This is a genomic window from Thermomonas carbonis (assembly GCF_014396975.1).
In the GTDB taxonomy this organism is placed as follows: Bacteria; Pseudomonadota; Gammaproteobacteria; order Xanthomonadales; family Xanthomonadaceae; genus Thermomonas; species Thermomonas carbonis.
Genome location: NZ_CP060719.1, coordinates 3,381,836 through 3,407,630 on the forward strand (window position 1 = coordinate 3,381,836; position 25,795 = coordinate 3,407,630).

18 protein-coding genes and 5 pseudogenes are annotated in these 25,795 nt (G+C 65.9%); 9 read left to right on the forward strand and 14 right to left on the reverse strand.

Annotated elements, in window-relative coordinates; translation table 11 throughout:
* Positions 1–2: 2 nt before the first annotated feature.
* Genes lspA through murJ form a run of 4 tightly spaced genes read right to left on the reverse strand, consistent with a single transcriptional unit; the run spans position 3 to position 5,974 of the window.
* Complete coding sequence (gene lspA / locus H9L16_RS15630; RefSeq protein WP_187552545.1) at positions 3–503, reverse strand: signal peptidase II; 501 nt, start codon at positions 501–503, stop codon at positions 3–5.
* Positions 503–3,292 carry an isoleucine--tRNA ligase gene (gene ileS / locus H9L16_RS15635; protein ID WP_223158213.1) on the reverse strand — a complete coding sequence of 930 codons (2,790 nt, stop codon included), beginning with the start codon at positions 3,290–3,292 and terminating at the stop codon, positions 503–505. Before ileS ends, lspA begins: the two co-directional genes overlap by 1 nt.
* Before the next feature lie 59 nt (positions 3,293–3,351).
* Positions 3,352–4,323 (reverse strand): bifunctional riboflavin kinase/FAD synthetase, encoded by a 972-nt coding sequence (locus H9L16_RS15640; protein WP_187552547.1) that lies wholly within the window; start codon positions 4,321–4,323, stop codon positions 3,352–3,354.
* A gap of 40 nt (positions 4,324–4,363) precedes the next feature.
* Complete coding sequence (murJ, locus tag H9L16_RS15645) at positions 4,364–5,974, reverse strand: murein biosynthesis integral membrane protein MurJ (RefSeq protein ID WP_187552548.1); 1,611 nt, start codon at positions 5,972–5,974, stop codon at positions 4,364–4,366.
* Positions 5,975–6,124: 150 nt separating this feature from the next.
* On the opposite strand from murJ, the gene rpsT reads away from it, so the two are divergent.
* Entirely contained in the window at positions 6,125–6,394 is a 270-nt protein-coding gene (gene rpsT, locus H9L16_RS15650; RefSeq protein ID WP_187552549.1) for a 30S ribosomal protein S20, read from the forward strand.
* 69 nt (positions 6,395–6,463) lie between these two features.
* On the opposite strand, the gene cgtA is transcribed toward rpsT, so the two are convergent.
* From cgtA to rplU, 3 genes are all read right to left on the reverse strand, one after another.
* The gene (gene cgtA / locus H9L16_RS15655; protein ID WP_187552550.1) at positions 6,464–7,534 is read right to left on the reverse strand and encodes an Obg family GTPase CgtA; all 1,071 of its coding nucleotides are present in this window, start codon (positions 7,532–7,534) and stop codon (positions 6,464–6,466) included.
* 103 nt (positions 7,535–7,637) lie between these two features.
* Positions 7,638–7,898, reverse strand: a complete 261-nt coding sequence (rpmA, locus tag H9L16_RS15660) for a 50S ribosomal protein L27 (RefSeq protein ID WP_187552551.1) — start codon at positions 7,896–7,898, stop codon at positions 7,638–7,640.
* A gap of 11 nt (positions 7,899–7,909) precedes the next feature.
* The gene (rplU, locus tag H9L16_RS15665) at positions 7,910–8,230 is read right to left on the reverse strand and encodes a 50S ribosomal protein L21 (protein WP_187552552.1); all 321 of its coding nucleotides are present in this window, start codon (positions 8,228–8,230) and stop codon (positions 7,910–7,912) included.
* Positions 8,231–8,773: 543 nt separating this feature from the next.
* Here rplU and uvrA point away from each other — a divergent pair.
* A pseudogene (gene uvrA, locus H9L16_RS15670) lies at positions 8,774–11,641 on the forward strand (excinuclease ABC subunit UvrA); the annotation flags it as partial.
* A 23-nt stretch (positions 11,642–11,664) separates the two neighbouring features.
* Positions 11,665–12,084 (forward strand): acyl-CoA thioesterase, encoded by a 420-nt coding sequence (locus H9L16_RS15675; RefSeq protein ID WP_187552554.1) that lies wholly within the window; start codon positions 11,665–11,667, stop codon positions 12,082–12,084.
* Between the two features lie 10 nt (positions 12,085–12,094).
* On the opposite strand, the gene H9L16_RS15680 is transcribed toward H9L16_RS15675, so the two are convergent.
* On the reverse strand, positions 12,095–12,526 hold the full coding sequence (locus H9L16_RS15680) for a copper chaperone PCu(A)C (RefSeq protein ID WP_187552555.1): 432 nt from the start codon (positions 12,524–12,526) through the stop codon (positions 12,095–12,097).
* 47 nt (positions 12,527–12,573) lie between these two features.
* Between H9L16_RS15680 and H9L16_RS15685 the strand changes: the two are divergent.
* A pseudogene (locus H9L16_RS15685) lies at positions 12,574–13,331 on the forward strand (enoyl-CoA hydratase/isomerase family protein).
* A gap of 33 nt (positions 13,332–13,364) precedes the next feature.
* Here the strand turns inward: H9L16_RS15685 and H9L16_RS15690 are convergent.
* From H9L16_RS15690 to H9L16_RS15700, 3 genes and pseudogenes are all read right to left on the reverse strand, one after another.
* Positions 13,365–14,213, reverse strand: coding sequence for a sulfurtransferase (locus tag H9L16_RS15690; protein WP_187552556.1), 849 nt, complete (start codon positions 14,211–14,213; stop codon positions 13,365–13,367).
* Positions 14,214–14,238: 25 nt separating this feature from the next.
* A pseudogene (locus tag H9L16_RS15695) lies at positions 14,239–15,026 on the reverse strand (CoA pyrophosphatase); the annotation flags it as partial.
* A gap of 97 nt (positions 15,027–15,123) precedes the next feature.
* Positions 15,124–15,843, reverse strand: a complete 720-nt coding sequence (locus tag H9L16_RS15700) for an FKBP-type peptidyl-prolyl cis-trans isomerase N-terminal domain-containing protein (protein ID WP_187552557.1) — start codon at positions 15,841–15,843, stop codon at positions 15,124–15,126.
* A 214-nt stretch (positions 15,844–16,057) separates the two neighbouring features.
* On the opposite strand from H9L16_RS15700, the gene H9L16_RS15705 reads away from it, so the two are divergent.
* The 3 genes from H9L16_RS15705 to nth all read left to right on the forward strand — a co-directional run bounded on the left by H9L16_RS15705 (position 16,058) and on the right by nth (position 18,005).
* Positions 16,058–16,840: an enoyl-CoA hydratase/isomerase family protein gene (locus tag H9L16_RS15705; protein WP_187552558.1), complete on the forward strand. Its 783-nt coding sequence runs from the start codon at positions 16,058–16,060 to the stop codon at positions 16,838–16,840.
* A 161-nt stretch (positions 16,841–17,001) separates the two neighbouring features.
* Positions 17,002–17,316: a hypothetical protein gene (locus H9L16_RS15710; protein WP_187552559.1), complete on the forward strand. Its 315-nt coding sequence runs from the start codon at positions 17,002–17,004 to the stop codon at positions 17,314–17,316.
* The gene (gene nth / locus H9L16_RS15715) at positions 17,313–18,005 is read left to right on the forward strand and encodes an endonuclease III (protein WP_187552560.1); all 693 of its coding nucleotides are present in this window, start codon (positions 17,313–17,315) and stop codon (positions 18,003–18,005) included. The genes H9L16_RS15710 and nth overlap by 4 nt, the downstream gene beginning before the upstream one ends.
* A gap of 52 nt (positions 18,006–18,057) precedes the next feature.
* Here nth and H9L16_RS15720 read toward each other — a convergent pair whose 3' ends face one another.
* Positions 18,058–18,759, reverse strand: coding sequence for a TonB family protein (locus H9L16_RS15720; protein WP_187552561.1), 702 nt, complete (start codon positions 18,757–18,759; stop codon positions 18,058–18,060).
* 180 nt (positions 18,760–18,939) lie between these two features.
* Positions 18,940–19,803 (reverse strand): 2OG-Fe(II) oxygenase, encoded by an 864-nt coding sequence (locus H9L16_RS15725; RefSeq protein WP_187552562.1) that lies wholly within the window; start codon positions 19,801–19,803, stop codon positions 18,940–18,942.
* A 231-nt stretch (positions 19,804–20,034) separates the two neighbouring features.
* On the opposite strand from H9L16_RS15725, the pseudogene H9L16_RS15730 reads away from it, so the two are divergent.
* A pseudogene (locus H9L16_RS15730) lies at positions 20,035–21,491 on the forward strand (hypothetical protein).
* A gap of 118 nt (positions 21,492–21,609) precedes the next feature.
* Positions 21,610–24,242: pseudogene (locus tag H9L16_RS15735) on the forward strand (TonB-dependent receptor domain-containing protein).
* 193 nt (positions 24,243–24,435) lie between these two features.
* On the opposite strand, the gene H9L16_RS15740 reads toward H9L16_RS15735, so the two are convergent.
* Entirely contained in the window at positions 24,436–25,749 is a 1,314-nt protein-coding gene (locus H9L16_RS15740; protein ID WP_187552563.1) for an OprO/OprP family phosphate-selective porin, read from the reverse strand.
* Positions 25,750–25,795 lie beyond the last annotated feature (46 nt).

Below are 25,795 nucleotides of genomic sequence, written 5' to 3' on the forward strand. Positions count from 1 at the left end.
AATTATCCCGCCTTGGTCTTCGGCTTGCCGGAGAACAGCCCGAACAGCGCGATGCCGATCGCGCCACCGACCACCGCGCAATCGGCGATGTTGAACGCCGGCCAGTAGTGTTCGCCGATGTGCCACTGGATGAAGTCGATCACGTGGCCATGCACAAGGCGATCGATGACATTGCCGATCGCGCCGCCGATCACCAGCGCCAGCGGCAGCGCCTGCTTCCAGTCGTTGCGCCTTGTTCCCCTGAGCATCCACGCCATCAGTCCACTGATGCCGAACGCCAGCACGGTGAAGAACCATTTCTGCCAGCCGCCGGCATCGGCCAGGAAACTGAAAGCCGCACCGGTGTTGTAGGTGCGATACCAGTTCCAGAAGCCGTCGATCACCGGCACCGCGGTGTATTCCGGCAGCGACGCCAGCACCCAGGCCTTGGTCAGCTGGTCCAGCACCAGCACCAGCGCGGAGGCGCCGAGCCAGGGAAGCGCATTGGGCTTCACCGCGGCCATCAGAACCACATCCGGTCTTCGCCCGGCCCTTCGATGTTGGAGACGCAACGCCCGCACAACTGCGGGTGCGCCGCATGCACACCCACGTCCGCACGGTGGTGCCAGCAGCGCACGCATTTGGCCTTCGTGGTCGGCTGCGCGAACACGCCGATCGCGCCCTTGGCCTCGGCATCGGGCACCACGCGGACGTCGCCGCTGATCAGCAGGAAGCGCAGTTCGTCGGCCAGCGGCGCCAGCCAGTTCTGGTCGGACACGCCGCAGCGCAGCTCGATCTCCGCCTGCAGTGCGGCACCAATCTCGCCGGCGGCGCGCATGGGTTCCAGCACCTTCGCGACCTGGTCGCGCACTTGCAGCAGGTTGTCGAAGTCGGTGATCGACAACGCCGCCTCGGAAGGCAACGGTGCCAACCCGTCGTACCAGGTCGCGAACAACACGTTGTCGACGCGTTCGCCGGGCAGGTAACCCCACATCTCGTCGGCGGTGAAGCTGAGCACCGGCGCGATCCAGCGGACGAAGGCCTCGGTGATGCGGAACATCGCCGACTGAGCGCTACGGCGCCCGCGCGAGTCCTCGCCCATCGTGTACAGGCGGTCCTTGGTGACGTCGAGGTACAGCGAGCCCAGGTCCACGCTGCAGAAATTCATCAGCGACTGCACCACTGCGGCGAAGTCGTAGCGCGCATACGCCGCGGCGATGTCTTCCTGCACCTGCCAGGCGCGATGCACGATCCAGCGATCCAGCGCGACCATGTCCTCCAGCGGGCGCAGGTGGCGCGCGGGCTCGAAGCCGTGAAGGTTGCCGAGCAGGAAGCGCGCGGTATTGCGGATGCGCCGATAGGCATCCGCGTTGCGCTTGAGGATCTCCTGCGACAGCGACATCTCGTTGCTGTAATCGGCGGACGCGATCCACAGGCGCAGGATGTCCGCGCCCAGCGTCTTCATGATGTCCTGCGGCTCGATGCCATTGCCCAGCGACTTCGACATCTTGCGGCCGTGCTCGTCCACGGTGAAGCCGTGGGTCAGGCATTGCCGGTACGGAGCGGCCTTGTCGATGGCGACGCCGGTCAGCAGCGAGCTCTGGAACCAGCCGCGGTGCTGGTCGGAACCTTCGAGATACAGATCCGCCGGCTTGCCGAGGCCGCGTTCCAGCAGCACCGCTTCATGGGTGATGCCGGAATCGAACCAGACATCGAGGATGTCGGTGATGCGGTCGTAGTCCTTCGCCTCGTCGCCGAGCAGCTCCGCGGCATCCAGCGAATACCAGACATCCACGCCACCCTGCTCGACGCGATCGGCGACCTGCCGCATCACCTCGACGCTGCGCGGATGCGGCTCGCCGGTTTCGCGATGCACGAACAACGCGATGGGTACGCCCCAGGTGCGCTGGCGCGAGATCGTCCAGTCCGGACGCCCGTCGATCATGCCGGCGATGCGCGCCTCGCCCCATTCGGGATACCAGGTGACAGTCTTGATCGCCGCCAGTGCATCGCGGCGCAGGTTGGCCTGATCCATGGAGATGAACCATTGCGGGGTGGCGCGGAACGCGACCGGCGTCTTGTGCCGCCAGCAATGCGGATAGCTGTGGGTGAGCTTCGAGAACGCGAGCAGGTGCCCGCTTGCACGCAGCACCTCGACCAGCACGTCGTTGGCCTTCCACACATGCAGGCCGGCCAGTTCGACGCCATTCGCAGGCGGCGTCGACGGCAGGTACACGCCGCGGCCATCGACAGGGTTGAGCTGTGCGGCCGAATATTGTTCGACCAGGCGGTACTTCTGCGACACCACGAAATCTTCCTGACCGTGGCCGGGAGCAGTGTGCACGGCGCCGGTGCCGTCTTCTGCACTGACGTGGTCGCCGAGCAGGACCGGGATGTCGCGTTCGTCATAGAACGGATGCGCGAACAACATGCCTTCGAGTTTTTCGCCGAGCGCGCGTCCGAGCACCACGACCTCGTCCACGCCGTAGCGCTTCAATGCCTTCTCGACCAGCGCTTCGGCCAGCACCAGCCAGCGACGCGCACCGCTCGCGGCGACCGGGCCTTCGACCAGCACGTATTCAAGATCCGGGCCCATCGAAATCGCCAGCGACGCCGGCAGCGTCCACGGCGTGGTGGTCCAGATCGGCAGCGCGACCTCGACGCCTTCCGGCAATTCGCTGCCGAAGGCTCGGCTCAGCGCCTGCGGGTTGCGAGCGCTGTACGCCACGTCGACCGCGGGCGAGACCTTGTCCTGGTATTCGATCTCCGCCTCGGCCAACGCCGAGCCGCAATCGAAGCACCAGTAGACCGGCTTGACGCCGCGCAGCAGGTGGCCGTTCTCGACGACCTTCGCCAGCGCGCGGATCTCGTCGGCCTCGAACTTGAAATCGAGGGTGCGATACGGATGTTCCCAATCGCCGAGCACGCCCAGGCGCTTGAAATCGCGGCGCTGCACGTCGATCTGCTCGTTGGCATAGTCCCGGCACTTCTGCCGGAACTCGACCGCATCCAGCTTCACCCCGACCTTGCCCCACTTCTTCTCGATCGCGATCTCGATCGGCAGGCCGTGGCAGTCCCAGCCCGGGATGTACGGCGCATCGAAGCCGGCCACCGTCTTCGACTTGACGATGATGTCCTTGAGGATCTTGTTGACCGCGTGGCCCAGGTGGATCGCACCGTTCGCATAGGGCGGGCCGTCATGCAGGACGAAGCGCGGTCGACCGGCGGCATGCGCGCGCAGTTGCGTGTACAGGCCCTGCGATTCCCAGCGCGCCAGCGTGTCCGGCTCGCGCTTGGGCAGGTCGCCGCGCATCGGGAACGCGGTCTCCGGCAACAGGATGGTCGCCTTGTACGGATTCTCTTGCTTGTCGGTCACGCGGAGGCTCGCTGCGGTGCTTGGAGAGTCAGGATGGCCCGTGCCTGCGCATCGTCGCGGCGCATCTGCACCACCAGCGAGTCGAGGTCGGGGAATTTTTCTTCATCGCGCAAGCGGGCGACGAATTCCACTTCGATGCGACGCCCGTACAGGTCGCCGGCGAAGTCGAACAGATGCGCTTCCAGCAACGGCTCCAAGCCGTCCACGGTCGGCCGTGTGCCGAAGCTGGAGACCGAGGGCCACGGATGCTCGGCGACGCCATGCACCCACGTCGCGTAGATGCCACGCAGCGCCGGCGTCTTGTTGCCGAAGCGCAGGTTGGCGGTGGGATATCCGAGCGTGCGGCCGAGTTGTTTGCCATGGACGACGTGGCCGCCGATGGCGTACGGGCGACCGAGCAGGCGCGAGGCGGTATCGAAATCGCCGCCCGTCAACGCCGCCCGGATGCGCGTGCTGGAGACGCGTTCGCCGTCGCCGCAATGCACCGGCTCGATCGCTTGCGCGCTGAAGCCATGCGCTTGGCCCATCGCCTGCAACAAGCCGATGTCGCCCGCCCTGCCCTTGCCGAAACGGAAGCCGGGGCCGACCCAGACTTCGCGCGCGCGCAAGCGTTCGACCAACATGTCGCGCACGAAGTCCTCGGCCGGCATCGACGCAAGCTTTGCGTTGAAACGCAGCAGGCCGACGCTGTCGCAACCGAGGTCGTGCAGGCCCTGGAGCTTCGCCCGCGGCAGCATCAGGCGCGGCGGCTTGGCATCCTTGGCAAAAAATTCGCGCGGCAACGGTTCGAAGCTCAGTGCAACCGCCGGCATCCCAAGCGAACGCGCGCGCGCCACGGCGCGGCCGACCAGCGCCTGGTGGCCCAGGTGCAGGCCGTCAAAGGCACCGATGCAGGCGACGCTGCCCTGCGGGCTCAGTGGCCCGCGGCTGTCCGAAGCGGAAATGGCGTCGCGGAAGAGAGGCTTCATGGTGACTCCGCAGTATAGCTGCGGTGCAGCACCCTCACGCTCAGTGGCGCAGGTCGCGCGGGCGCATGCCCAGCGCCAGCAACACGCTCGCATAGGCTACGCCGCCGCCGCCGACCATCGCCGCCAACCGCCAGCTGCGCTCCCACCACGCCCAGTCGCCCCACGCCGGCCATGCCTGGCGGAACACCAGCACCACCAGCACCAAGGCCGACGTGGCGGCCACCAATCGGCCCAGGAAACGCCCCCAACCCGGCCGGTGTCGATACACACCGGTGCGCCGCAGCAGCCAGGCCAGTTGCAACGCATTCACCCAACCGGCGACCGCGATCGCCAACGCCAGCAGCGCATGCACGCCATGGATCCCGGCCAGCGCCTGCCGCCAATCGCCACCCGCGGCCTGCAACGCGGCCTGTCCCGTCGGCGTGGCATGCAACAGCCAGGCGAACAGGCCAACCGTGCACAACCCATTCGTCAACACGGCCACGATCGCAGCCTTCACCGGCGTCCGCGTGTCCTGCCGCGAATAGAACGCAGGCGCCAGCACTTTCACCAGCAGGAACGCCGGCACCGCGGTGGACTGCGCGATCAGGCTCCAGCTGCTCATCCTCGTGTCCAGCGCCGTGAAATTGCGGTACTGGAACAGCGTGGCCATCAGTGGCTCGGCGCACAGGATCAAGCCGGCGCAGGCAGGCAGGCCGATCAGCAGGCACAGCCGGAATCCCCAGTCGAGCGCTTTCGAGAACCCGTCGGGATCGGTCGCGGCATGCCGGGTCGACAGGTGCGGCAGGATCACGGTGCCGATCGCGACCCCGAACATCCCCAGAGGGAATTCCAGCAGGCGATCGCTGTAGTAGAGCCAGGTCATGCTGCCGCCGATCAGGAACGACGCCGCCATCGTGTTGAACAGCAGGTTGAACTGGACCACCGACGAGCCGAACAGGGTCGGCACCATCAGCTTGAGGATCTTGCGCACGCCGGCATGGGCGAAATCGAGCTTCGGGCGCGGCAGCAAGCCCAGTTTGGCCAGCGCCGGCAACTGGAACAGCAGTTGCAGGATGCCGGCAGCGAACACGCCCCAGGCCAGCGCCTTGACCGAGCCGCCCATCAACGGCGCCAGCCCCAGCGCCGCCGCCATCATCGCCAGGTTCAGCAGCACCGGCGACAGCGCCGGGATCGCGAAACGCTGGTAGCTGTTTAGGATGCTGCCCACCAGCGACGCCAGCGAAATGAACAGTGCGTACGGAAAGGTGATCCGCAGCATCTCGACGAACAGCGCGTGCTTCTCGCTGCCGGGCACGAAACCAGGCGCGACCAGCTGGGTCAGCCACGGCGCGATCAGCAGGACCACGGCCGTCACCACCAGCAACCCGGCCAGCAGGGTGCCGGTGACCCGGTCCACCAACTCGCGCACCGCCTGCGGGCCGTGCTTTTCCTTGTACTCGGCCAACACCGGCACGAAGGCCATCGAGAACGAGCCCTCGGCCGACAGCCGGCGCATGAAATTCGGGATGCGGAAGGCGGCGATGAACACGTCCATCGCCGGATTGGCACCGAACACGATCGCGTACACCTGGTCGCGGACCAGGCCCGAGACCCGCGACAGGAATGTCATTGCGCTGAACACCGCGGTCGACCGCAGCAAGCGACTCATGCCCGTCCCGCCCCAGCGTTGTTGACGCAAGCCATTGAATCATCCATAATTTTGGGTCTTTCCGATTCCATTCGTCCGTTGGCAAGCCTGCACGCGGACGATCCTTGCAGCAACAGCTGCTCCAATCTCTGACTCTCCAGGATTTCCGTCGTGGCCAATATCAAGTCCGCCAAGAAGCGCGCCAAGCAGACCGTCGTGCGCAACGAACGCAACGTCGCCCAGCGCTCCATGCTGCGTACCGCCGTCAAGAAGGTCATCAAGGCGCTCGACGCCAACGATGCCGACGCCGCTTCCGCCGCTTTCATCACCGCACAGCCGCTGCTGGATCGTTTCGCGGCCCGCGGCCTGATCCACAAGAACAAGGCGGCCCGTCACAAGGCCCGCCTGACCGCCCGCATCAAGGCGCTCAAGGCCGCCTGATCCAGGGCGTCCTGCGTCACCAAAAACCCGGCGAATGCCGGGTTTTTTGTTGGTCGCCACGACCACGGCTCAAGCATCGCCGCTTGCATGTGCGGCGTCCTTCGCCGCCTCCAGTTCGTCCTCGCGCATGCGGTCGAAGAAGGTCTGCACCGCCAGCATGATCGGCCGGGTACCTTCGCGGCCGATCGCCGAGACTAGGTACCACGGCTGGGTCCAGCCAAGCTCGGCGACGACCGATTCGGCCATGGCCCTCGCCTCGTCCTCGAACATCAGGTCGGCCTTGTTGAGCACCAGCCAGCGCGGCTTCTCCAGCATCGCCGGGTCGTACTTGCGCAGTTCGTTCTCGATCGCCCGCACCTGCTCCGCGGGCGTTGCCTCGATCCCGCCTTCCATCGGCGCGATGTCGACCAGGTGCAGCAGCAGGCGAGTGCGCTGGACGTGGCGCAGGAACAAGCTGCCCAGGCCGGCGCCATCGGCGGCACCTTCGATCAGGCCCGGAATGTCGGCGATCACGAAGCTGCGGCCCGGCTCGACGCTGACCACGCCGAGATTCGGATACAACGTGGTGAACGGATAGTCGGCGACCTTCGGCGTCGCCGCAGACACCGCGCGCACGAAGGTGGACTTGCCGGCATTCGGGAAGCCCAGCAGGCCCACATCGGCCAGCAGCTTCAGTTCCAGCCGCAGGCCGCGCTCTTCACCATCGGTGCCCGAGGTGGCGCGGCGTGGCGTGCGATTGACCGAGCTCTTGAAGTGCATGTTGCCGAGGCCACCCACGCCACCCTTGGCGACCAGCAGTCGCTGGCCGTGCTCGGTCAGGTCGCCAATGATTTCGTCGGTGCCGAGGTTGTGCACCACGGTGCCGACCGGGACGACGATGATCCTGTCCTCGCCAGCCTTGCCGTACATCTGGCTGCCCATGCCGTTTTCGCCGCGCTGAGCCTTGAAGCGCGTCTCGTGGCGGAAATCGACCAGGGTGTTGAGATTCTCGTCGGCCTGCACCCAGACATCGCCGCCATTGCCGCCGTCGCCGCCGTTGGGGCCGCCGAGCGGGATGAATTTCTCGCGGCGGAAGGCGATGCAGCCGTTGCCGCCGTTGCCTGCGGTGACGGTGATTTCAACTTCGTCGACGAGTTTCATGTGGGTGATTGTGCCGTGTTCGGTGAAGCGGGTGAGGAGTGAGGGCGCGCATAAACGAAAAACCCCGCCGAAGCGGGGTTCGTCGCGATGCGTCTAGACCGGATCAACCGGCGGCGACGACATTGACCGTGCGGCGCTGCTTCGGGCCCTTGGTCGTGAATTCGACCTTGCCGTCGATCAGCGCGAACAGGGTGTGGTCGCGGCCGAGGCCGACGCCCATGCCCGGATGAAACTGGGTGCCACGCTGGCGGATGATGATATTGCCGGCTTCGATCGCCTGGCCGCCATAGATCTTCACGCCGAGGTACTTCGGATTGGAGTCGCGACCGTTGCGCGAGGAGCCTACGCCCTTTTTATGTGCCATGACTGCTCTCCTTACTTCTTGTCGCCACCGGCAATGCCGGTGATCTCGATTTCGGTGTAGTACTGCCGGTGGCCCATCTGCTTGCGATGGTGCTTGCGGCGACGGAACTTGACGATGCGGATCTTGTCGGCGCGGCCGTGGCTGACGATCTTGGCGGCGATGGACGCCCCCTTGATGTCGTCGCCCAGCTTGATGCCGTCGGCATCGCCGAGCATCAGGATGTTGTCGAACTTGAGTTCGCTGCCGACATCGCCTTCGAGCTTTTCGACGCGGAGCGTTTCGCCCTGCATCACGCGGTGTTGCTTACCGCCGGTGACCAAAACTGCGTACATGGTGAGGTTCCTATGACTCTGGTTTCTGTAGTTATTCTTGTCCCTGCACGACATCGAGGCCGGACAGGAGCGGAATTGTAGGGGATTCAGCGGGTTAGGGTCAACCAGCGCTACGGGATCGCATTCCGAGCGGGCACCTTGGTGACGCCTGCGAGAAAAACGTAGAGCGCCTTCCCACACTGGCGACATGGGTCGGTGGCGGCGTGTGCAGAGGGGCATAGGCCAGAGTGGCCCATGGGTGAGGCCGGGCTGCTCGCGCGGCACTGCCGCGCAGCCTGGTCGAACGCCCGGCGCGCTGCGCCGGGCCGGAGGAGCCGCGAAGCGGCGTGCCCACGCCCGCCGCGTCAGTCCTGGACGACTGGACAAGGCGGCGGGCCCATGCCCCTCGGCGCGCGGTGCCTGCGTCGCAGTCCAGGAGACCCACCAGAACCACACTGGCAATCCCGCCATTTGCCCCCAAATCACCGGCTCGGTACCCTGCCTGATTGCCCGTTGCACGGCATCCGCACCTCGCCCGCTCCCCTTCCCCAGGATCCCCCATCCATGGCGCTGGACACCATCCGCCTACGCGGCGCACGGACGCACAACCTCAAGAACATCGACCTCGACCTGCCTCGCGACAAGCTGATCGTGATCACCGGTCTGTCCGGCTCCGGCAAATCGTCGCTGGCGTTCGACACGATCTACGCCGAGGGCCAGCGTCGCTATGTCGAATCGTTGTCGGCGTATGCGCGCCAGTTCCTGAGCGTGATGGACAAGCCCGACATCGACCACATCGAAGGGCTGAGCCCGGCGATCTCGATCGAACAGAAATCCACCAGCCACAACCCGCGTTCGACGGTCGGCACGATCACCGAGATCCACGACTACCTGCGCCTGCTGTACGCCCGCGTGGGCACGCCGCGCTGCCCGGACCACCACTTCCCGCTGGAAGCGCAGACGGTCAGCCAAATGGTCGACCAGGTGCTGGCGATGGAGCAGGACGAGTCGCTGGCCGCGCAGCGCTGGATGTTGCTGGCGCCGGTCATCCGCGAGCGCAAGGGCGAGCACCAACAAGTGTTCGAACAGATGCGGGCACAGGGTTACACGCGGGTCCGCGTGAATGGCCACGTGCACGAGATCGACGCGGTGCCGACGCTGGCACCGCGCCAGAAGCACACCATCGAAGCGGTGATCGATCGCTTCAAGTCGCGCGCGGACATTCGCCAGCGCCTGGCCGAATCGTTCGAGACCGCGCTGAAGCTCGGCGATGGCATGGCCGTCGTGCAGTCGATGGACGAAAGCGATCGCGCGCCCTTGCTGTTCTCGTCGAAGTATTCCTGCCCGGTCTGCGATTACGCGCTGCCGGAACTGGAGCCGCGGCTGTTCTCGTTCAATGCGCCGATGGGTGCGTGCCCCGGATGCGATGGTCTGGGCGTCGCCCAGTTCTTCGACCCATCGCGCGTGGTCGGCCATCCGGAACTGTCGCTGGCGGCGGGCGCGATGCGCGGCTGGGACCGCCGCAACGCGTACTACTTCTCGATGATCACCTCGCTGGCGAAGCACTACAAATTCGACGTCGACCTGCCGTGGCAACTGCTGCCGGAAGAGATCCGCGCGATCGTCCTGCATGGCAGCGGCAAGGAAGCGATCAACCTTGTTTACGTCGGCGAGAACGGCAACAAGTACCAGCGCAAGCATGCCTTCGAGGGCATCATCCCGAACCTCGAGCGGCGCTACCGCGAAACCGAATCGGCGGCGGTGCGCGAGGAACTGTCGAAGTACATCAGCGAGCGGCCCTGCCCCGAGTGCGGTGGCGCACGACTGAACCGCTCCGCGCGCAATGTGTTCGTGGCCGACCGGCCGCTGCATGAGATCGCGGTGATGCCGATCGACACCTGCCTTGCGTTCTTCCACGGCCTGAAGCTGGCCGGCTGGCGCGGCGAGATCGCCACCAAGATCGTCAAGGAAATCGGCGAGCGGCTGAGCTTCCTGGTCGATGTGGGCCTCGACTACCTCACGCTCGAGCGCAAGGCCGACAGCCTTTCCGGCGGCGAGGCCCAGCGCATTCGCCTGGCCTCGCAGATCGGTGCCGGACTGGTCGGGGTGATGTACGTGCTGGACGAACCCAGCATCGGCCTGCACCAGCGCGACAACGAGCGGCTGCTCGGCACCCTCACCCGGCTGCGCGACCTCGGCAACACGGTGATCGTGGTTGAGCACGACGAGGATGCGATCCGCTTGGCCGATCATGTGGTCGACATCGGCCCCGGTGCCGGCGTGCATGGTGGCGAGGTGGTGGCGCAGGGCAAGCTGGCCGACATCCTCAAGGCACCACGCTCGATCACCGGCCAGTACCTGTCCGGCAAGAAGCGGATCGAGGTGCCGGCGAAGCGCCACGTGCCCAATCGCAAACTGCTGCTCAAGCTGAAGGGCGCGCACGGCAACAACCTGAAGAACGTCGACCTCGAGATTCCCTCGGGCCTGTTCACCGCGATCACCGGCGTCTCGGGTTCCGGCAAGTCCACCCTGATCAACGACACCCTGTATGCGCTGGCGGCCAACGAGATCAATGGCGCGTCGCATACGCCTTCGCCGTATCGCGAGATCACTGGGCTGGACCTGTTCGACAAGGTGGTCGACATCGACCAGTCGCCGATCGGGCGCACGCCGCGCTCCAACCCGGCGACCTATACCGGCCTGTTCACGCCGCTGCGCGAATTGTTCGCGCAGGTCCCGGAATCGCGCGCCCGCGGATACTCGCCGGGCCGCTTCAGCTTCAACGTGCGCGGCGGCCGCTGCGAAGCCTGCCAGGGTGACGGTCTGATCAAGGTCGAGATGCACTTCCTGCCGGACGTGTACGTGCCCTGCGATGTCTGCCAGGGCAAGCGCTACAACCGCGAGACCCTGGAGATCCACTACAAGGGCCACAGCATCCGCGACGTGCTGGAGATGACCGTCGAGGACGCGCTGGAGCTGTTCGCTCCGGTGCCGAGCATCGCCCGCAAGCTGGAAACGCTGATGGACGTGGGCCTGAGCTACATCAAGCTGGGCCAGAGCGCGACCACGCTGTCCGGCGGCGAAGCACAACGGGTGAAACTGTCGAAGGAACTCAGCCGGCGCGACACCGGCCGCACCCTCTACATCCTCGACGAGCCCACCACCGGCCTGCATTTCCACGACATCGAGCACCTGCTCGCCGTGCTGCATCGCCTGCGCGACGACGGCAACACCGTGGTCGTCATCGAGCACAACCTCGACGTGATCAAGACCGCGGACTGGGTGGTGGATCTCGGCCCGGAGGGTGGCCATCGAGGTGGCCAGATCCTCGCCATCGGCACGCCCGAGACGGTGGCCGCGAATCCCGCATCGCACACCGGCCGCTTCCTTGCGCCCCTGCTGGAAAAGGCAGCAGCACCGGTGCCGACTCCACGCAAGAAAAAGAAGGCCTCGGCATGAACGGGAGCAGCAAAGGCCAGGTGTACCGCATCCCGATCGCGCTGCGCTGGAGCGACCTGGATGCGTTCAACCACGTCAACAATGCTCGCTACCTGACCTTCCTGGAGCAGGCGCGCATCGAGTGGTTCGAAACCCTGGAAGCGCCGTGGATGACAGACGAGGTCGCACCGGTGGTGGCCACCGCCACGATCAACTTCAAGCGTCCGATCGAATACCCGGCGAGCATTGCCGTCGAGCTGTTCACCGAACGATTGGGCAACACCAGCGTGACCATCGGCCACCGCATCCTGGCCGATGACGGAACCCTGCACGCCGATGGCCACGTGGTGGCGGTGTGGATCTCGCGCAGCGGCGGTCGGCCAGTGGCGTTGCCAGATGCGGTGCGAAGGGCGTCGGAGTCGCTGCTGCAGGCGTGACGCCGCGGACTCACGTCGCCGGCTTGCGCACCTGGAACTCGCCGAGCAGCTTGCGGCCATCCTTCAGCGTGAACTCGACCACGACGCGGCTGCCCGGTTTCAAGGGCGCACTGGGCTTCATCAACATCAGGTGCAGCCCTCCGGGCTGCAGCACCGCCGCACGGTCCGGGGCGATGCGCAATTCCGGCACTTCACGCATGCGGTTGACCCCATCGACCCGCTTCGACTCGTGCAGTTCCACGCTGGCATAAGCCGGGCTGCTGGCGGACACGATGGTCGCCGGCATCGCACAATTGTTGTCGATGCGACCGAAGCCGGCTTGCATCGGCATGCCGCCGGGCAGCAGGCGGATCCAACCGTCCTTCACCTGTGGCGTGCAGTCGCGCGCGACGGCGGAAAACGGCAGCAGGAGGGCGGCGAGCAGCCATGCGTGCTTGGTCATGCGCCTATGATACCGGCACACGCCCATCGCCTTGCCCGGGAGCCCGCATGCCACTGATCGAAACCAGCATCCATGGCGACATCCATGAACTCCGCCTCGCGCGCGCTCCGGTCAATGCGCTGAATCCGGAACTGTGCGAGGCCTTGACGCAAGCGCTTGCCGATGCGGTCGAGGCGGGTGCGCAGGGCGTCGTCCTTGCGGGTGGACCCAAGGTGTTCTCTGCCGGGCTGGACGTGCCTTACCTGCTCTCGCTCGGCGACGACCAGGACGCGCTGCTGCGCTCATGGACGGTGTTCTTCGGCGCGGCACGCGCACTGGTCGCATGCCCGGTGCCGGTGGTCGCCGCATTGGCCGGGCACTCGCCCGCCGGGGCTGCGTGCTGGCCCTGTGCTGCGACTACCGGATCATGGCCGAAGGACCGTATCGCATCGGCCTCAACGAAACCCAGGTTGGACTGGTCGCACCGGAAGGGATCCAGTCGCTGCTGGCGCGGATGGTCGGGCCGCATCGTGCGGAACGATTGCTGGTAGCCGGCGAGATGGTGGATTCCAGCGAGGCCCTGCGCATCGGCCTGGTGGACGAACTCACCGGCATCGACGACGTCGCCACCCGCGCCCGGGTCTGGCTGGAAGCCCTGCTGCAATTGCCGCGCGTACCGATGCTGCGAACCCGCGCGATCGCCCGCGCCGCGGTGATCGATTGTTTGCGCGCCGAACGCATCGAGTTGTCGAAGTTCGTGGCCGGCTGGATGGAACCGGACACCCAGGCCGCGCTGCGGGCGATGCTGGCGCGCATCGGGAAATAACGAGGGCGGAGGCGTCAGCACGCCTCCTTCGGCTCAAGGCCCGGTCGCCACCGGACGCGACGGGTCCTGGATCCAGCCGCTCCACGACCCGGTGAACAGTTTCGCGCCCTTCAACCCGGCACGTTCCATCGCCAGGATATTGTGGCAGGCGGTCACGCCCGAGCCGCACATCAGCACAGTCGCGGCCGGATCGCGGCCGCCCAGCAGCGCGCGGAATTCGTCGGCCAGCTGCATCGGCGACTTGAAGCGGCCATCCGTCAGGTTGCTGGCGAAAGGACGGTTGATCGCGCCCGGCACGTGGCCCGCGACCCGGTCGATCGGTTCTTCCTCGCCGCGGAAGCGCGCCGGTGCGCGGGCATCGACCAGCAGGCCGCTCTCGAAGAGATGCGACTCGACCTGGTCGGCATCCAGCAATCGGCTGCGGTCGAAATCCGCGGCTTCGTAACGACTGGGTGGCCGCTGGAACGGCGAACTCGCAACCGGCAGGCCCATCGCAGTCCACCGCGCCCAGCCGCCATCGAGTACCGCCACCTTTTCATGACCCAGCAGCCGCAGCAGGAACCACAGCCGGGCCGCATAGGCACCGTCGCCATCGTCGTAGGCGATGACCTGCGAATGCGCGTCGATGCCCCAGCTGCGCAGTTTGGCGACGAGGACTTCGGCCTGCGGCCACGGATGGCGGCCTTCGCCGTGCGGCCCCATGTCCGACAGGTCACGTTCCAGATGTGCGTAAGCGGCCCCGGGCAGGTGCGAGCGCAGGTAGGCCTGTTCACCCACGTTGGGGTCGAGCAGCGAGAAGCGGCAGTCCAGCACCACCAGGTCGGGGCGGCCAAGCGCCACCGCCAGGGTTTCGGCTTGTACCAGGGTCGTCCATCCGGCCATCAGGTTCTCCCGGGGGCGCGGGCGCCAGGCGCTCGCGGAGGTTGAACAGGATCGAGGCGGTCACACCCCAGATCCGTTGCGGTTGGTAGCGGTATTGGAACACGTGGCGCGCCCGTCCGCCGAAATGCAGGGTGATCCGTTCCAGCTGATCAGGATCCAGCAGCCAGTCCAGTGGCACTTCGAAAACCTCGGCCACTTCCGATGGATCGGGTTTCGGCACGAAGTCCGGCGCGACCAGCACCAAGGCAGGTTGCACGCGGAAGCCGGTGATGGTCAGCAATGGATCCAGGTAACCCAGCGGCTCTGCCTGCGCGGCATGCAGGCCCACTTCCTCGGCGGCCTCGCGCAGGGCGGCATCGAGCGGCGTTGCATCGCCAGGCTCCATCCGTCCACCTGGAAAACTGACCTGACCGCCATGCTGCCGGAGCGCCTCGTTGCGACGCGTCAGCAGGACGCTGGCCCCTTCATCGCGCGGGATCACGCCAACCAGTACCGCGGCCCCCTGCGGTTCGCCCGGCGACAACAAGCCATCGAGCTCGAACAGATTCCAAGGATCGCCGACGGGGGGCGACGCAAGCGGATGCAGGGCACCACGCAGCCGCGCCGCGAGCGCCTCGGCGTTCATGTCGCTTCGCGCGTCAGGGCGCGCCGCGGAAGCACCTCGTCCATCATCCGCAGGCGCGCGTCGTCGTTCATCATCGGCCATGCCGCGATCTCGTTGCCCGTGCGATGACATCCGGTGCACAGACCTTCGTCATCGATCAAGCAAACGCCGATGCAGGGACTGAGGACGGCACGGTACTGGAACGTCATGGGATCCGGGTCCTGGCAAGGCGCTGGCGCTGTCAATCCCTCTGAAACGCGATGCGCCGGCAGGACCGGCGCATCGGGGAGAGCCTGGTGCGGTCGATTACTTGACGCTGCCCAGCTCGACCTGGATGGCGATCGCCTGCTGCGCGAACTGCTGGTTCTGGTCGCCAGTGCCCTTGCCCGGCGGCACAACCACTTCCCACACCGCGCCCTGCTGCATCAACGGCAGGGTTTCCTTCAGCGCCGGGATCGGGGCATCGGAGACCTTGAACGCAGCCGGTGTCTGCACGCCGCTGAGCGGCACGCCGACTGCGGCGAGGAAGCTGCGGAAGCCGATCTGCACCTGGCTGTTGGCGGTCGCCTTGGCACCGGTGCCCGGCTTGGCGATGCGGTACATGATGCCGCTCGGCAGCGTGACCACGCCTTCCTGCGTCTTGTACTGGGTGACGAAGTTGGCGGACTGCGCCTTGTTGTCGTCCAGCGCCTTGCGGAACTGCGCTTCCATCTTCTGCTGCACGCGCTGCTGGAAGCCGGAATAAGCCGCACCCAACTGCTGTTCGGTGTAGGCCGGGGTTTTCTTGCCATAGGCATCCTGCAGGCCGCGGATCACGGTGGCGATGTCGACCGGCTCACCGGAGTTCTGCAGGTCCTGGCCCAGCGACCAGCCGAAGGCATAGCTGGCGTGGGTCTTGTCGACCACCGGGGCGGCGGCGGGCTTGGCCGCAGGGGTGGCCGGAGTGGCCGGCTTGGTCTGAGCGGTGGCGATGCCGGCGGTCAGGGTCAGGGCCGCCAGGCTGGCAGCAAGCACATGCAACTTCATCCACAACCTCGTCGTTTGTATGGTGCCGCCGAAGGGCGGTACCGGGCTCCGGCACACGGCCGGAAGGATTGTCTGGCGCCGGTCGAACTGCCCCGGCATGACACGCTAGGATACCGGCCATGGCACTTAACCGCCACTGAGGCCAGCCAATCCGACACCCTTGCGTGGCGGAAGTTCCGGCCCGCCCTTTCCCATTCATGTTTCGAGGGACCGCATGTCCGATTCCCCCCTGCTGATCCAAGATGCCGGCGGCATCCGCACGATCGCCATCCATCGCCCCGACAAGCTCAACGCGCTCAATGCGGCCACCCTGGACGCACTCGATGCCGCCTTCGCCGACGCCGCCAGCGACGCCGCCGTACGCGTCGTCGTGCTGACCGGCAGCGGTCCGAAAGCCTTCGTGGCCGGTGCCGACATCGCCGAGATGAATACCCTTACCCCGGTGCAGGGTCGCGACTTCTCCCTGCGCGGCACCAGGATGATGCGGCGGGTCGAACGCCTGCCCAAGCCGGTGATCGCGATGGTCAACGGCTTCGCCCTGGGCGGCGGGCTGGAGCTGGCGATGTGCTGCCACCTGCGCATCGCCGCGGACAGCGCCAAGGTCGGACAGCCAGAGATCAATCTGGGCCTGATTCCCGGCTTCGGTGGCACCCAGCGCCTGCTGCGCCTGTGCGGACGCGCAGCCACGCTGGAGCTGTGCCTGACTGGAGCGCCGATCGGTGCCGAGCGTGCACTGCAGTTGGGCATCGTCAACCGGGTGGTGCCGGCGGCGGATCTCGAACCCGAAACGATGAAGCTGGCGGCGCAACTTGCAGCATCGGCACCGCTGGCCCTGCGCGGGATGCTGGATTGCGTGAACGTGGGCGGCGAATGCGGGATCGAGGAAGGCTTGGAGTACGAGGCCGCGCAATTCGGCCTGGTGTTCTCGACCGAGGACATGCGCGAAGGCACGTCGGCGTTCCTGGGCAAGCGCAAGCCGGTGTTCGCGGGGAAATAAGCGTTGCCGTGATCCCGGCGAACACCGGGATCACGCCTCTTCGAGGATCCGTGAAAGCAAGCTGGATCCCGGCGTTCGCCGGGATGACGAGCAGGAGCGACATGTCCGTTTCGACCCACTGCGCATCATGCCCCTGCACGCACCCGGACCCGGTACATGCCGTGCTGGCCGCTTTGATCGCTGACGACCTCGACGCCGCGCTGCAACTCGGCTTGCTGGATGCGCAGCCCTGCCCCGGCTGCGACGGCGGTTGCAATGCGCGATTGATCGAAGCACGCGACGCCCGCCTTGTCGCGCTGGCCGCACGCGAACGTCATCGCGCACGCGATGCCCGCCTGCAACGACGCAAGGCCGAACGCCAAGCGGCACGCGCGCCGGCAGCGACCATCGCCAGTGCCGCGCCTGCCCTGCCCAGCGCAGCCGCGGATGCCTTGGCGCGCGCACTGGCGAAAGCGCGCGAACGGACATCGCGATGACGACCAGGCAACGCGCGGCGCGCGGCAGCAAACTGCGCCCCGGTGAAATCACCGAACTGTTCGAGCGCCTGCAGGCGCTGGATCCCGCGCCGACCACCGAACTCGACTACACCACGCCGTTCGAGTTGCTGGTCGCGGTGGTGCTGTCCGCGCAGGCCACCGACGTCGGCGTGAACAAGGCCACGCGCAAGCTGTATCCGGTGGCGAATACGCCGGCAGCGATCCTGTCGCTCGGCGAGGAAACGCTGAAGGGCTACATCAGCACCATCGGCCTGTTCAACGCCAAGGCCGCGAACCTGATCGCGCTTTGCCGGCTGTTGCTGGAACGCCACGACGGCGAAGTCCCGCGCACGCGCGAAGCGCTGGAGGCGCTGCCCGGCGTGGGTCGCAAGACCGCGAACGTGGTGCTCAATACCGCGTTCGGCGAACCGACCATTGCCGTCGATACGCACATCTTCCGCGTCTCCAACCGCACCGGGCTTGCGCCGGGCAAGGACGTGCGCACGGTCGAGGACAAGCTGGTCCGGCTGGTCCCCGACGCCTTCAAGCGCGATGCCCATCACTGGCTGATCCTGCACGGGCGCTATACCTGCAAGGCACGCACGCCGGACTGCGCGCACTGCGTCCTCCATGACCTCTGCCGCTGGCCGGAGAAAACCGCATTGGCAGGGCCGGTGCTGCTGCCCTGAAAAGGAAAGCCCCGCACGGGGCGGGGCTTTACGCAAACACCAAGGCCGTCCTTCAACGCCCGGCGTACGCCACGCGCTCAAGTCGAACGGCCGGATCCAGTGCCAGCACCGTGTCGCGTCCGAACGCCTGCGCGTCGGGTCCGGTCCATGCGCAAGCCTGCTTGTTCGAGGAAGACACGAAACACACCGGCATCAGCAAGCGACCCGCCTGCGGCTCGCCATTGACTCGTTCGGGGCGGAAGGTCCAGTCCCGCGCGGCGGCCATTGCGGCATTGGCCATGGCCAGATTGACGCCGCCGACCGTGTCGTGCACGTCGACCGCACGCACCCGCCCCTGCGCGTCCATGTCGATTTGAAGGACGATCACGCCCTGCTGGCCACGCACTTGCGCGGCAACTGGAAACGCAGGCTTGCGCAAGCTGTCCGGTGCCGGGCCTGCGGTTGCCGACAACACCTGCGCACTGTCGGTGCCTTCGCCCGGGATCGCGGTGACCCGTACCCAGGTAGTCGTGCGTATCGGGGTGCCGTCGCGTTGCGCGGGCCGGAACACCCAGTCGCGCAACGCTTGCTGCAACTGAGTGGTCGTGGCGTCGGCGGCATCGCGCAGCGGGGTCGCCGATAACAGCGCACCACGTTCGTCGAGTTCGACCTGGAAGGTATAGACCTTCGCCTGCTGGGGCTGCCCCGCCGCGGCCGCCAGCGTGGCCAGCGCCGACATGCCCAGGATCCAACGCGCCCATTGCTTCGTGCTCATCGCTTGTCTCCGGCTCAACACATGTTGATGACGCCGCGATGACAACGCAGACGGAATCGCTGTAGGTGACAGCCAGATTACAAGGCACGAAAAGCATGACGGATGGTCGGTTTTGTTAGACGAACGGTCGCCGGTGACATCGGCTTGTCATATCCGCGTGTTCCGCAACGGCGCTTTCGGTCAGTGGTGCTCGCCGCTGCGCAACCACTTGGTCAGGATCCACTTCTCGCCCGCGTGCACCGGCGCGCCCCCATGCAGGGTTTTCGTCATCGGATGGGGGCGGTCGTAGCTGAAGAACACGGCATTGCCGCGGATGGCGGAGACCTCGAAATGCACATCGGGAAACACCGTGGCACCGCCGCGCTCGGGCGTATTGAGGTACATGACCAGGCTTGCGACGCGCTGCCCTCCACGCGCGAGGGTCTTCGCGCTGCCGGGGCGCGCGGGATCGAAGTAGTCGTGGTGCGGCTTGTATTCCGCCCCAGGCCCATAGCGCAGTATTTGCAGGCCTTCGCCATTCTCTACCGGCCAGTCCAGCAGAGCCGCGATGCGACCTTCCACGCGCTGGCACAACGCATCCTGCCCGCGCTGCAGGTAGACGCCCTCGCTGGTACGACCGTCGTTGGGCTCGTCGGCACCAGTGTCCAGGTTCAGTGTGTCCGATCGCCGCAAGCGCGGACGAGCAAGTTCGATGAACGCTGCGCATTCCTCATCGGACAACAAGCTGCCGAACACCACCACCCGCGGCAGCAACATGTTGCACAGAACCCGCACATTGCGATCGGGCAGGACAATTTCGCCGGTGTCGTTGTTGCGCACCGGGGACGGCACCGGCAACGAGGTTGGCAAGCCATGATCCTGCGCATGCCGCTGCAGGTAGTCACGCATCGCATCATCCAGTGCATCCGCGGCGGCGCCCTCCTCCCAACCTTGTTCGATCAGCGGGCCAAGCATCACCTCGGGATTCGCCCCGGCCTGCGCCTGCAGCAACGCCCATTCCACGAACTCGACGGACAGTCTCCGATGTTCGGATTCGTTCTGCATGTGTCTACTTTCCCAGAAGTGCATGACAACCAAGTTCGCAACGCCAATCGTGACAGGCATGTGTCAACGCGACACGTTCAACTCCAGAACTGAAAAGAAACCGCAATACAACATTCCTACTCTGGCGCCAGATTCACGCGACGGGGTGCAAGTCTGCGTGGGTGCGCTGCATGCAAGAGCGGACACCACCCAGTTGCACTCCGGCCTTCCCAATGCCCGGAGATTCGAGTCATGTCCAGCAAGAACAGCAAGGCCCTGTTGGCCACCATCGGCGCCATGCTTGCATTGAGCGCTTGCGGCGGCGGAGCCGATCGCGTCGCGTCGCCCGGTATCGGTGCCTTCCCGCCGCCACCCCGGTAGCTCCGCCACCGCCGCCGCCGGTAACCCCGCCGCCGGCCGCCGGCCCCGCCGCGGATTGCCCGGCAGGCTTCAACAACGTCGGCATCGTGGCCAACAACACCCTGCGCAACTGCCAGTTGCCTCAGAAGGTCGTAGGCACCCTGGTGCTGCCGAATCGCGCCGGCACCGTGTATTCGGTCAGCGGCCGCGTCGATGTCGGCGACGACCAGGGCGGTGACGCCAATGCCCCGGTCGCCGGCAAGCAGAAAGGCATCCTGACCATGGAGCCAGGCGTGAAGGTGTTCGGTGCCGCGGGCCTCGACTACATCGTGGTCAACCGCGGCTCGCAGATCTTTGCCGAAGGCACCGCATCGCTCCCGATCGTGATGACCAGCAAGGCGAGCATCGAAGGCACTACCAACGTCGACTCGATCGGTCAGTGGGGTGGCTTGGTGATCCTCGGCCGCGCTCCGATCAACAACTGCCCTGGCACCACCACGCCCGGCACTGCCAACTGCGAAGCGCAGGTGGAAGGCACCAATGCGTTCTTCGGTGGCAACCAGGCGGCGGACAACAGCGGCGTGCTGAAGTACTTCCGCATCCAGCACTCGGGCTTCCAGATCCTGCCGAACAACGAGCTCAACGGAATCACCGTTGCAGGCGTAGGCAGCGGCACCACGATGGACTACGTGCAGGTCCACAACAGCTCGGATGATGGCATCGAGTGGTTCGGCGGCACGGTCAATGCCAAGCACCTGGTCCTGACCGGCAATGACGACGACAGCCTCGATACCGACAATGGCTGGAATGGCCGCGTGCAGTACGTGATCGTCAAGCAGCGCGCCGGCGGCGGCGATCGCGGCAACGAAATGAGCAACGCGGGCGGTGTCGTCCGGACTCCGGTGTCCAACCCGAAGATCGCCAACGCCACCTACATCGGACGCACCGGCGGCGGCGCCGGGATCGTGATGAACTCCGGCACCAACAGCGAGTTCTACAACACCGTGGTCACCGGCTTCGACAAGGGCTGCCTGGACGTGGATGACGCCGGCACCACGGGCAAGTTCCACTCGGTGTTCTTCTCTTGCCCGCGAGCGTTCGACGACGACGCCGACGGCGTGGCCAACATGCTGTTCATCGCCGGCACCCGCAACACGGTGAACGGCACTTCGACCCTGGTGAATACCTTCGTCAACGGTGCCAACGAATCAGCGGTGCAGGCCTACGGCCAGCTGAAGACGCTCAGCAGCTTCTTCGACGAGACCACCTATATCGGTGCAGTGAAGGACACCAGCGACAACTGGTGGAACGGTTGGACCTGCGGCCTGACCGCCGACAAGCCCTGCTGATCCAAAGCAGCCGTGACTGCGCTTGCGTGGTCCCGGCTGCATGTTGCGCAAGCCGCGTCGAATCGTGGCTCGCGCCCGATTGAAGTCGCTGCGCCCCAATGACCCGAAGGCCGTACCCATGAAGCGTCCCCTTTCCCGATCCGGCCTGTTCCTGGCGATCTCCGCCCTGCTTGCCTGCAACGCCGCGCTCGCGCAGGACCCGCAGGCTAGCCAGGCGCAGCCCCAACAGGCGCAGGACAAGGACGAACCGACCCAGCTCGATTCGGTGGTCGTCACCTCCGAATACATTCCCGAACCGCTCTTGCAGAGTTCCGCGGTGATTTCCGTCGTCACCCGCGAGGATCTTCAGCGCGGCGGAGACGACAATGCAGCCCAGGCGCTGACCCGGGTCTCCGGCCTGGCCATCGCCGAAGGCAGATACGTCTACGTGCGCGGCCTCAATGAACGCTATTCCTCCGCACAACTCAACGGCTCGCCGCTGCCCAGCCCGGAACCGCTGAAGCGCGTGGTCCCGCTCGATCTCTTCCCCAGCAACGTGCTGCAAGGCGTGGACGTGCAGAAGACCTATTCCGCGCGTTATCCCGGCGAATTCGGTGGCGGACTCATCAACCTGCAACCGGTCACCGTGCCGGAAACCCCGTTCCTCACCCTGTCGGTCGGCGGCGGCGGCAACAGCGAGACCACGTCCTTGCCGGGCCTGACCCACTACGGATCCGACAGCGATTTCTTCGGCTATGACGACGGCACCCGCAAGGTCGACGGCGCACTGGCCGAAGCGATGGCCAGCGGCAAGCGCATCGATGCCGGCGAATTCAGCGACAGCCAGCTGAAGTCGATCGCGCGCAGCTTCGTCAACGCCCCGCTCAACCTGCTGCAACAGACCGACGACATCGATCCCGACTTCAAGGCCGAGGGCAGCATTGGCCGTTCGGTGGAGTTCGGCGATGACGCCAAGGTCGGCTTCATCGCCGTGGCCGGACTGCGCAACTCGTGGCGCACCAAGGACGGTGTCCAGCAAGAGGGCACGGTCGAGAACGGCGCGATCGCAGTCAAGACCGATTACGATTACCTCGCCACCGAGAACAACGCCACCGTCAACGGGCTGGTGGACTTCGGCTTCGAATCCGGCAAGCACAAGGTGGGACTGACCACCATGTACGTGCACGACACCAGCAAGGAGACCCGCAGCCGTGAAGGCTACGACGACCTCGCTGGCCGAAACGTGCGCGACGACACCACCTACTGGTACGAGCGCGAACTGGTCAACACCCAGCTGAGCGGCTCGCATGGGTTCGGCGAATATGGCGAGGTGCTCCTGGAATGGCGCGCCGCGCACGCCACCGCCAGCCGCGAAGCCCCGTACGAGAAGGGCATCCGCTACGAAAAGACCGGCGAAGGCCGGTACGAGCATGACGCCTCCCAGCAGCAGAACTACACCCGCTTCAGCAACGTCGACGACACCATCGACAGCTACGGGGCGGACCTGACCTGGACGCTGCCGACCGAACGTTCCTTCACCCTGCGCGGCGGATTCGCCATGCTGGACAACCAGCGCGACGCGATCTCACGCGAGTTCCGCTTCCTCGCCCTCAATGGGTCGCTGCCGGCGAACGTCCGCCTGGAGCGCGTCGACTACCTGCTGTCGCACTACAACATCGACACCGGCTTGCTTACCCTGCGCGAGACCACCGGTGCCGATGGTGCTGCCGCGTATGACGCCACGCTGGAAACCAGTGCGCTCTACGTGGAAGCCGAGTCCCAGTTGCTCGACAACCTGCGGGTGACCGCAGGCGTACGCTACGAGGACGCAACCCAGAGCGTCAGTCCGATCGACCTGTTCGGCGACCAGCCCTTGACGGGTGCCACGCCGCTGGAGAACGACTATTTCCTGCCGGCGCTGACCGCGACCTGGACACTCAGCGACAACATGCAGCTGCGCCTGGGCGCGTCCAAGACCATCGCCCGCCCGCAATTCCGCGAACTGGCACCGCAGCAGTACTTGGACATCGACACAGACCGCGTGCTGATCGGCAACCCCTACCTGGTCGACAGCGAACTGCTGAATCTCGATGCGCGCTTCGAGTGGTACTTCGGCGAGGCGCAGTACTTCACCGCCGGCGTGTTCTACAAGGATATCGACCGACCGGTGGAAACCGTGGTCAACGAGGCTGGCGCCACGGTGCAGCAGACCTTCCTCAACGCGCCGAGGGCGACGCTGACCGGCGTGGAACTCGACTACAAGAAGCTGTACGACCTTGGCGGCTGGCTGGACGGCAACCGGCTGGTGATTGGCGTCAACTACACCTGGTCCGATTCCGAGGTCATCGTGGAAGCGGACGATGTCACCTTCCCTCTCGGCGGCAACGGACAGCCACGCCCGGCCGCGGAACTGATCCGCGACGGCAGCCAGATGCAGGGCAGTCCGACCACCTCACCAACCTGCAGTTCGGCATCGAGAACCCGATCAGCGGTAGCCAGGCGATCCTGCTGGTGGGTTATGGCAGCGAGCGCATCGTGGCGCGCGGTCGCCCGGGTCAGCCGGATGTCCTGTTCAACCCGGGCACCAACGTCGATTTCGTGGCGCGCAAGGCAATGAAGTGGGGCGACACCAAGCTGACCCTCAGCTTCGAGGCCCGCAACCTGCTGGGCGAGGAGTATCACGAGTACCAGGAGGCAGGTGGCAACGTCCTCGACGTGAATCGCTACGACCTTGGCCAGAGCTATTCACTCACCCTCAGCGCCTCGTTCTGACCGCGGCGTTTCGCATACCGGCCCGGTGGCCAATGCCACCGGGCCTCTTGTGCCTGCATGGATCTCGCGCGCTCACCGGCGGCCACGGCTTTCACGGCGATTTCAGCCGCAGCATCACGGCGTCGCCGACTGAGCCCGGACGCACGACGCCCCGCACGAGGCGGGGCGTTGATTCACTGCCTGGCGGCGCGCATCAGAACGCGAACTGCGTGCGAAGCGCGACCTGCGACGGTTCGTCGCCAGTCTTGTCGTTCTTGCCCTGCGTCCAGTTCAGCATCACCCGCATGTTGGGGTTGATGTAGTAGTTCATGCCCAGCAGCGCCGAGGTGGTTTTTGTGTCGAGAAGATCCTGGTTCTCGATCACGTCGTAGCGCGCAACCAGTTCCCACAGGCCCTTGTCGGCCGGCACCACCGGCGAACCGAACACGCCGGTCGCGCCCTTGTAGACCTTCAGGCCGCCGTTGAGCATGAAGCTGCCCTGCACGTAGAACGCATCGACGTCCTGCGAACCGCCGTTGGCCTGGCCAAAGCTGGCACGCGCGTACTCGGACTGCACGAAGAACGGGCCGTTGCGATAGGCCGCTTCCAGGCCAAAGGTGTCGACCTGCGAATCGTTGGCCCCGATCGCGGCGCTGGTGGTGGCCATGGTCAGCGACGGGCCGCGGCGACCCGCGTAGTTGGACACCGCGGACACGCTGGGCGTGCCCTTGTTGAGGTTCTCGTGGCTGTACGAACCGCCCAGGTGCAGGGTGTTGGTGCCGCTGTCGATCGGTGCCCAGGTGGCGCGGCCGGAGATGCCCATGCCCTCGGTGCGCGCGGTCGGGGCGCTGCGCATGTTGAACGCGCTCACGCCGAAGGTGTAGTTGCTGCCGGCCTTCAGGTAACCCACGCCCTGCTGGAACTGGCGGCCGCTGTAGATGCCGGTGGCCGATGTGCTGGGGCGCTCCATCAGCAGGATCTCGTTGGAGCTCGTCAGCTCTTCCATCGAGCGGTACGGCTTGAAGTGGCCGATGGTGACCTTGCCGCCCAGCATGTTGCGGGCGATGTACAGGTCGCGGAAGCCGTCCAGGTTGCTGCCTGCGGCGAAATCGTTCTCCATCTTGTATTCCCAACCGAACGCCTTGCCGGACAGGGTCAGGCGCGCGCGGCGGAACTCGGTGGTGTCGGTGGTCGCGGCCACGTCGCTGTCGAAGCTGTAGGCATCGAAGTGAATGCGGCCACCCAGCGAAGCCTCGAAGTTCTTGTCGGCCGAGGTGACCTTGATGCCACCCTTGGTCTCGACCTTGGCGACGTTGTTGCTGAGGTTGTCGAGCTGGGTCGCAGTGTCCAAATTGACGTCGGACTGCGCGTCGGTGCGCGATTCGAGCTCCTGCACCTTGGCGGCCAGATCCATCAATTGCTGCTTGAGCGCGGCGATCTCCGCATCGCGCGAATCCTGCGCGGCGGCGCTGAAGCTGGTGGCGGCCAGCGCCAGGGTCACGGCGAGGGCGAGGGTCTTGCGTTGCATGGTCGTGCTCCGGGAAGGAAGTGCGTTGGGGTCGGCGGCGACGGCG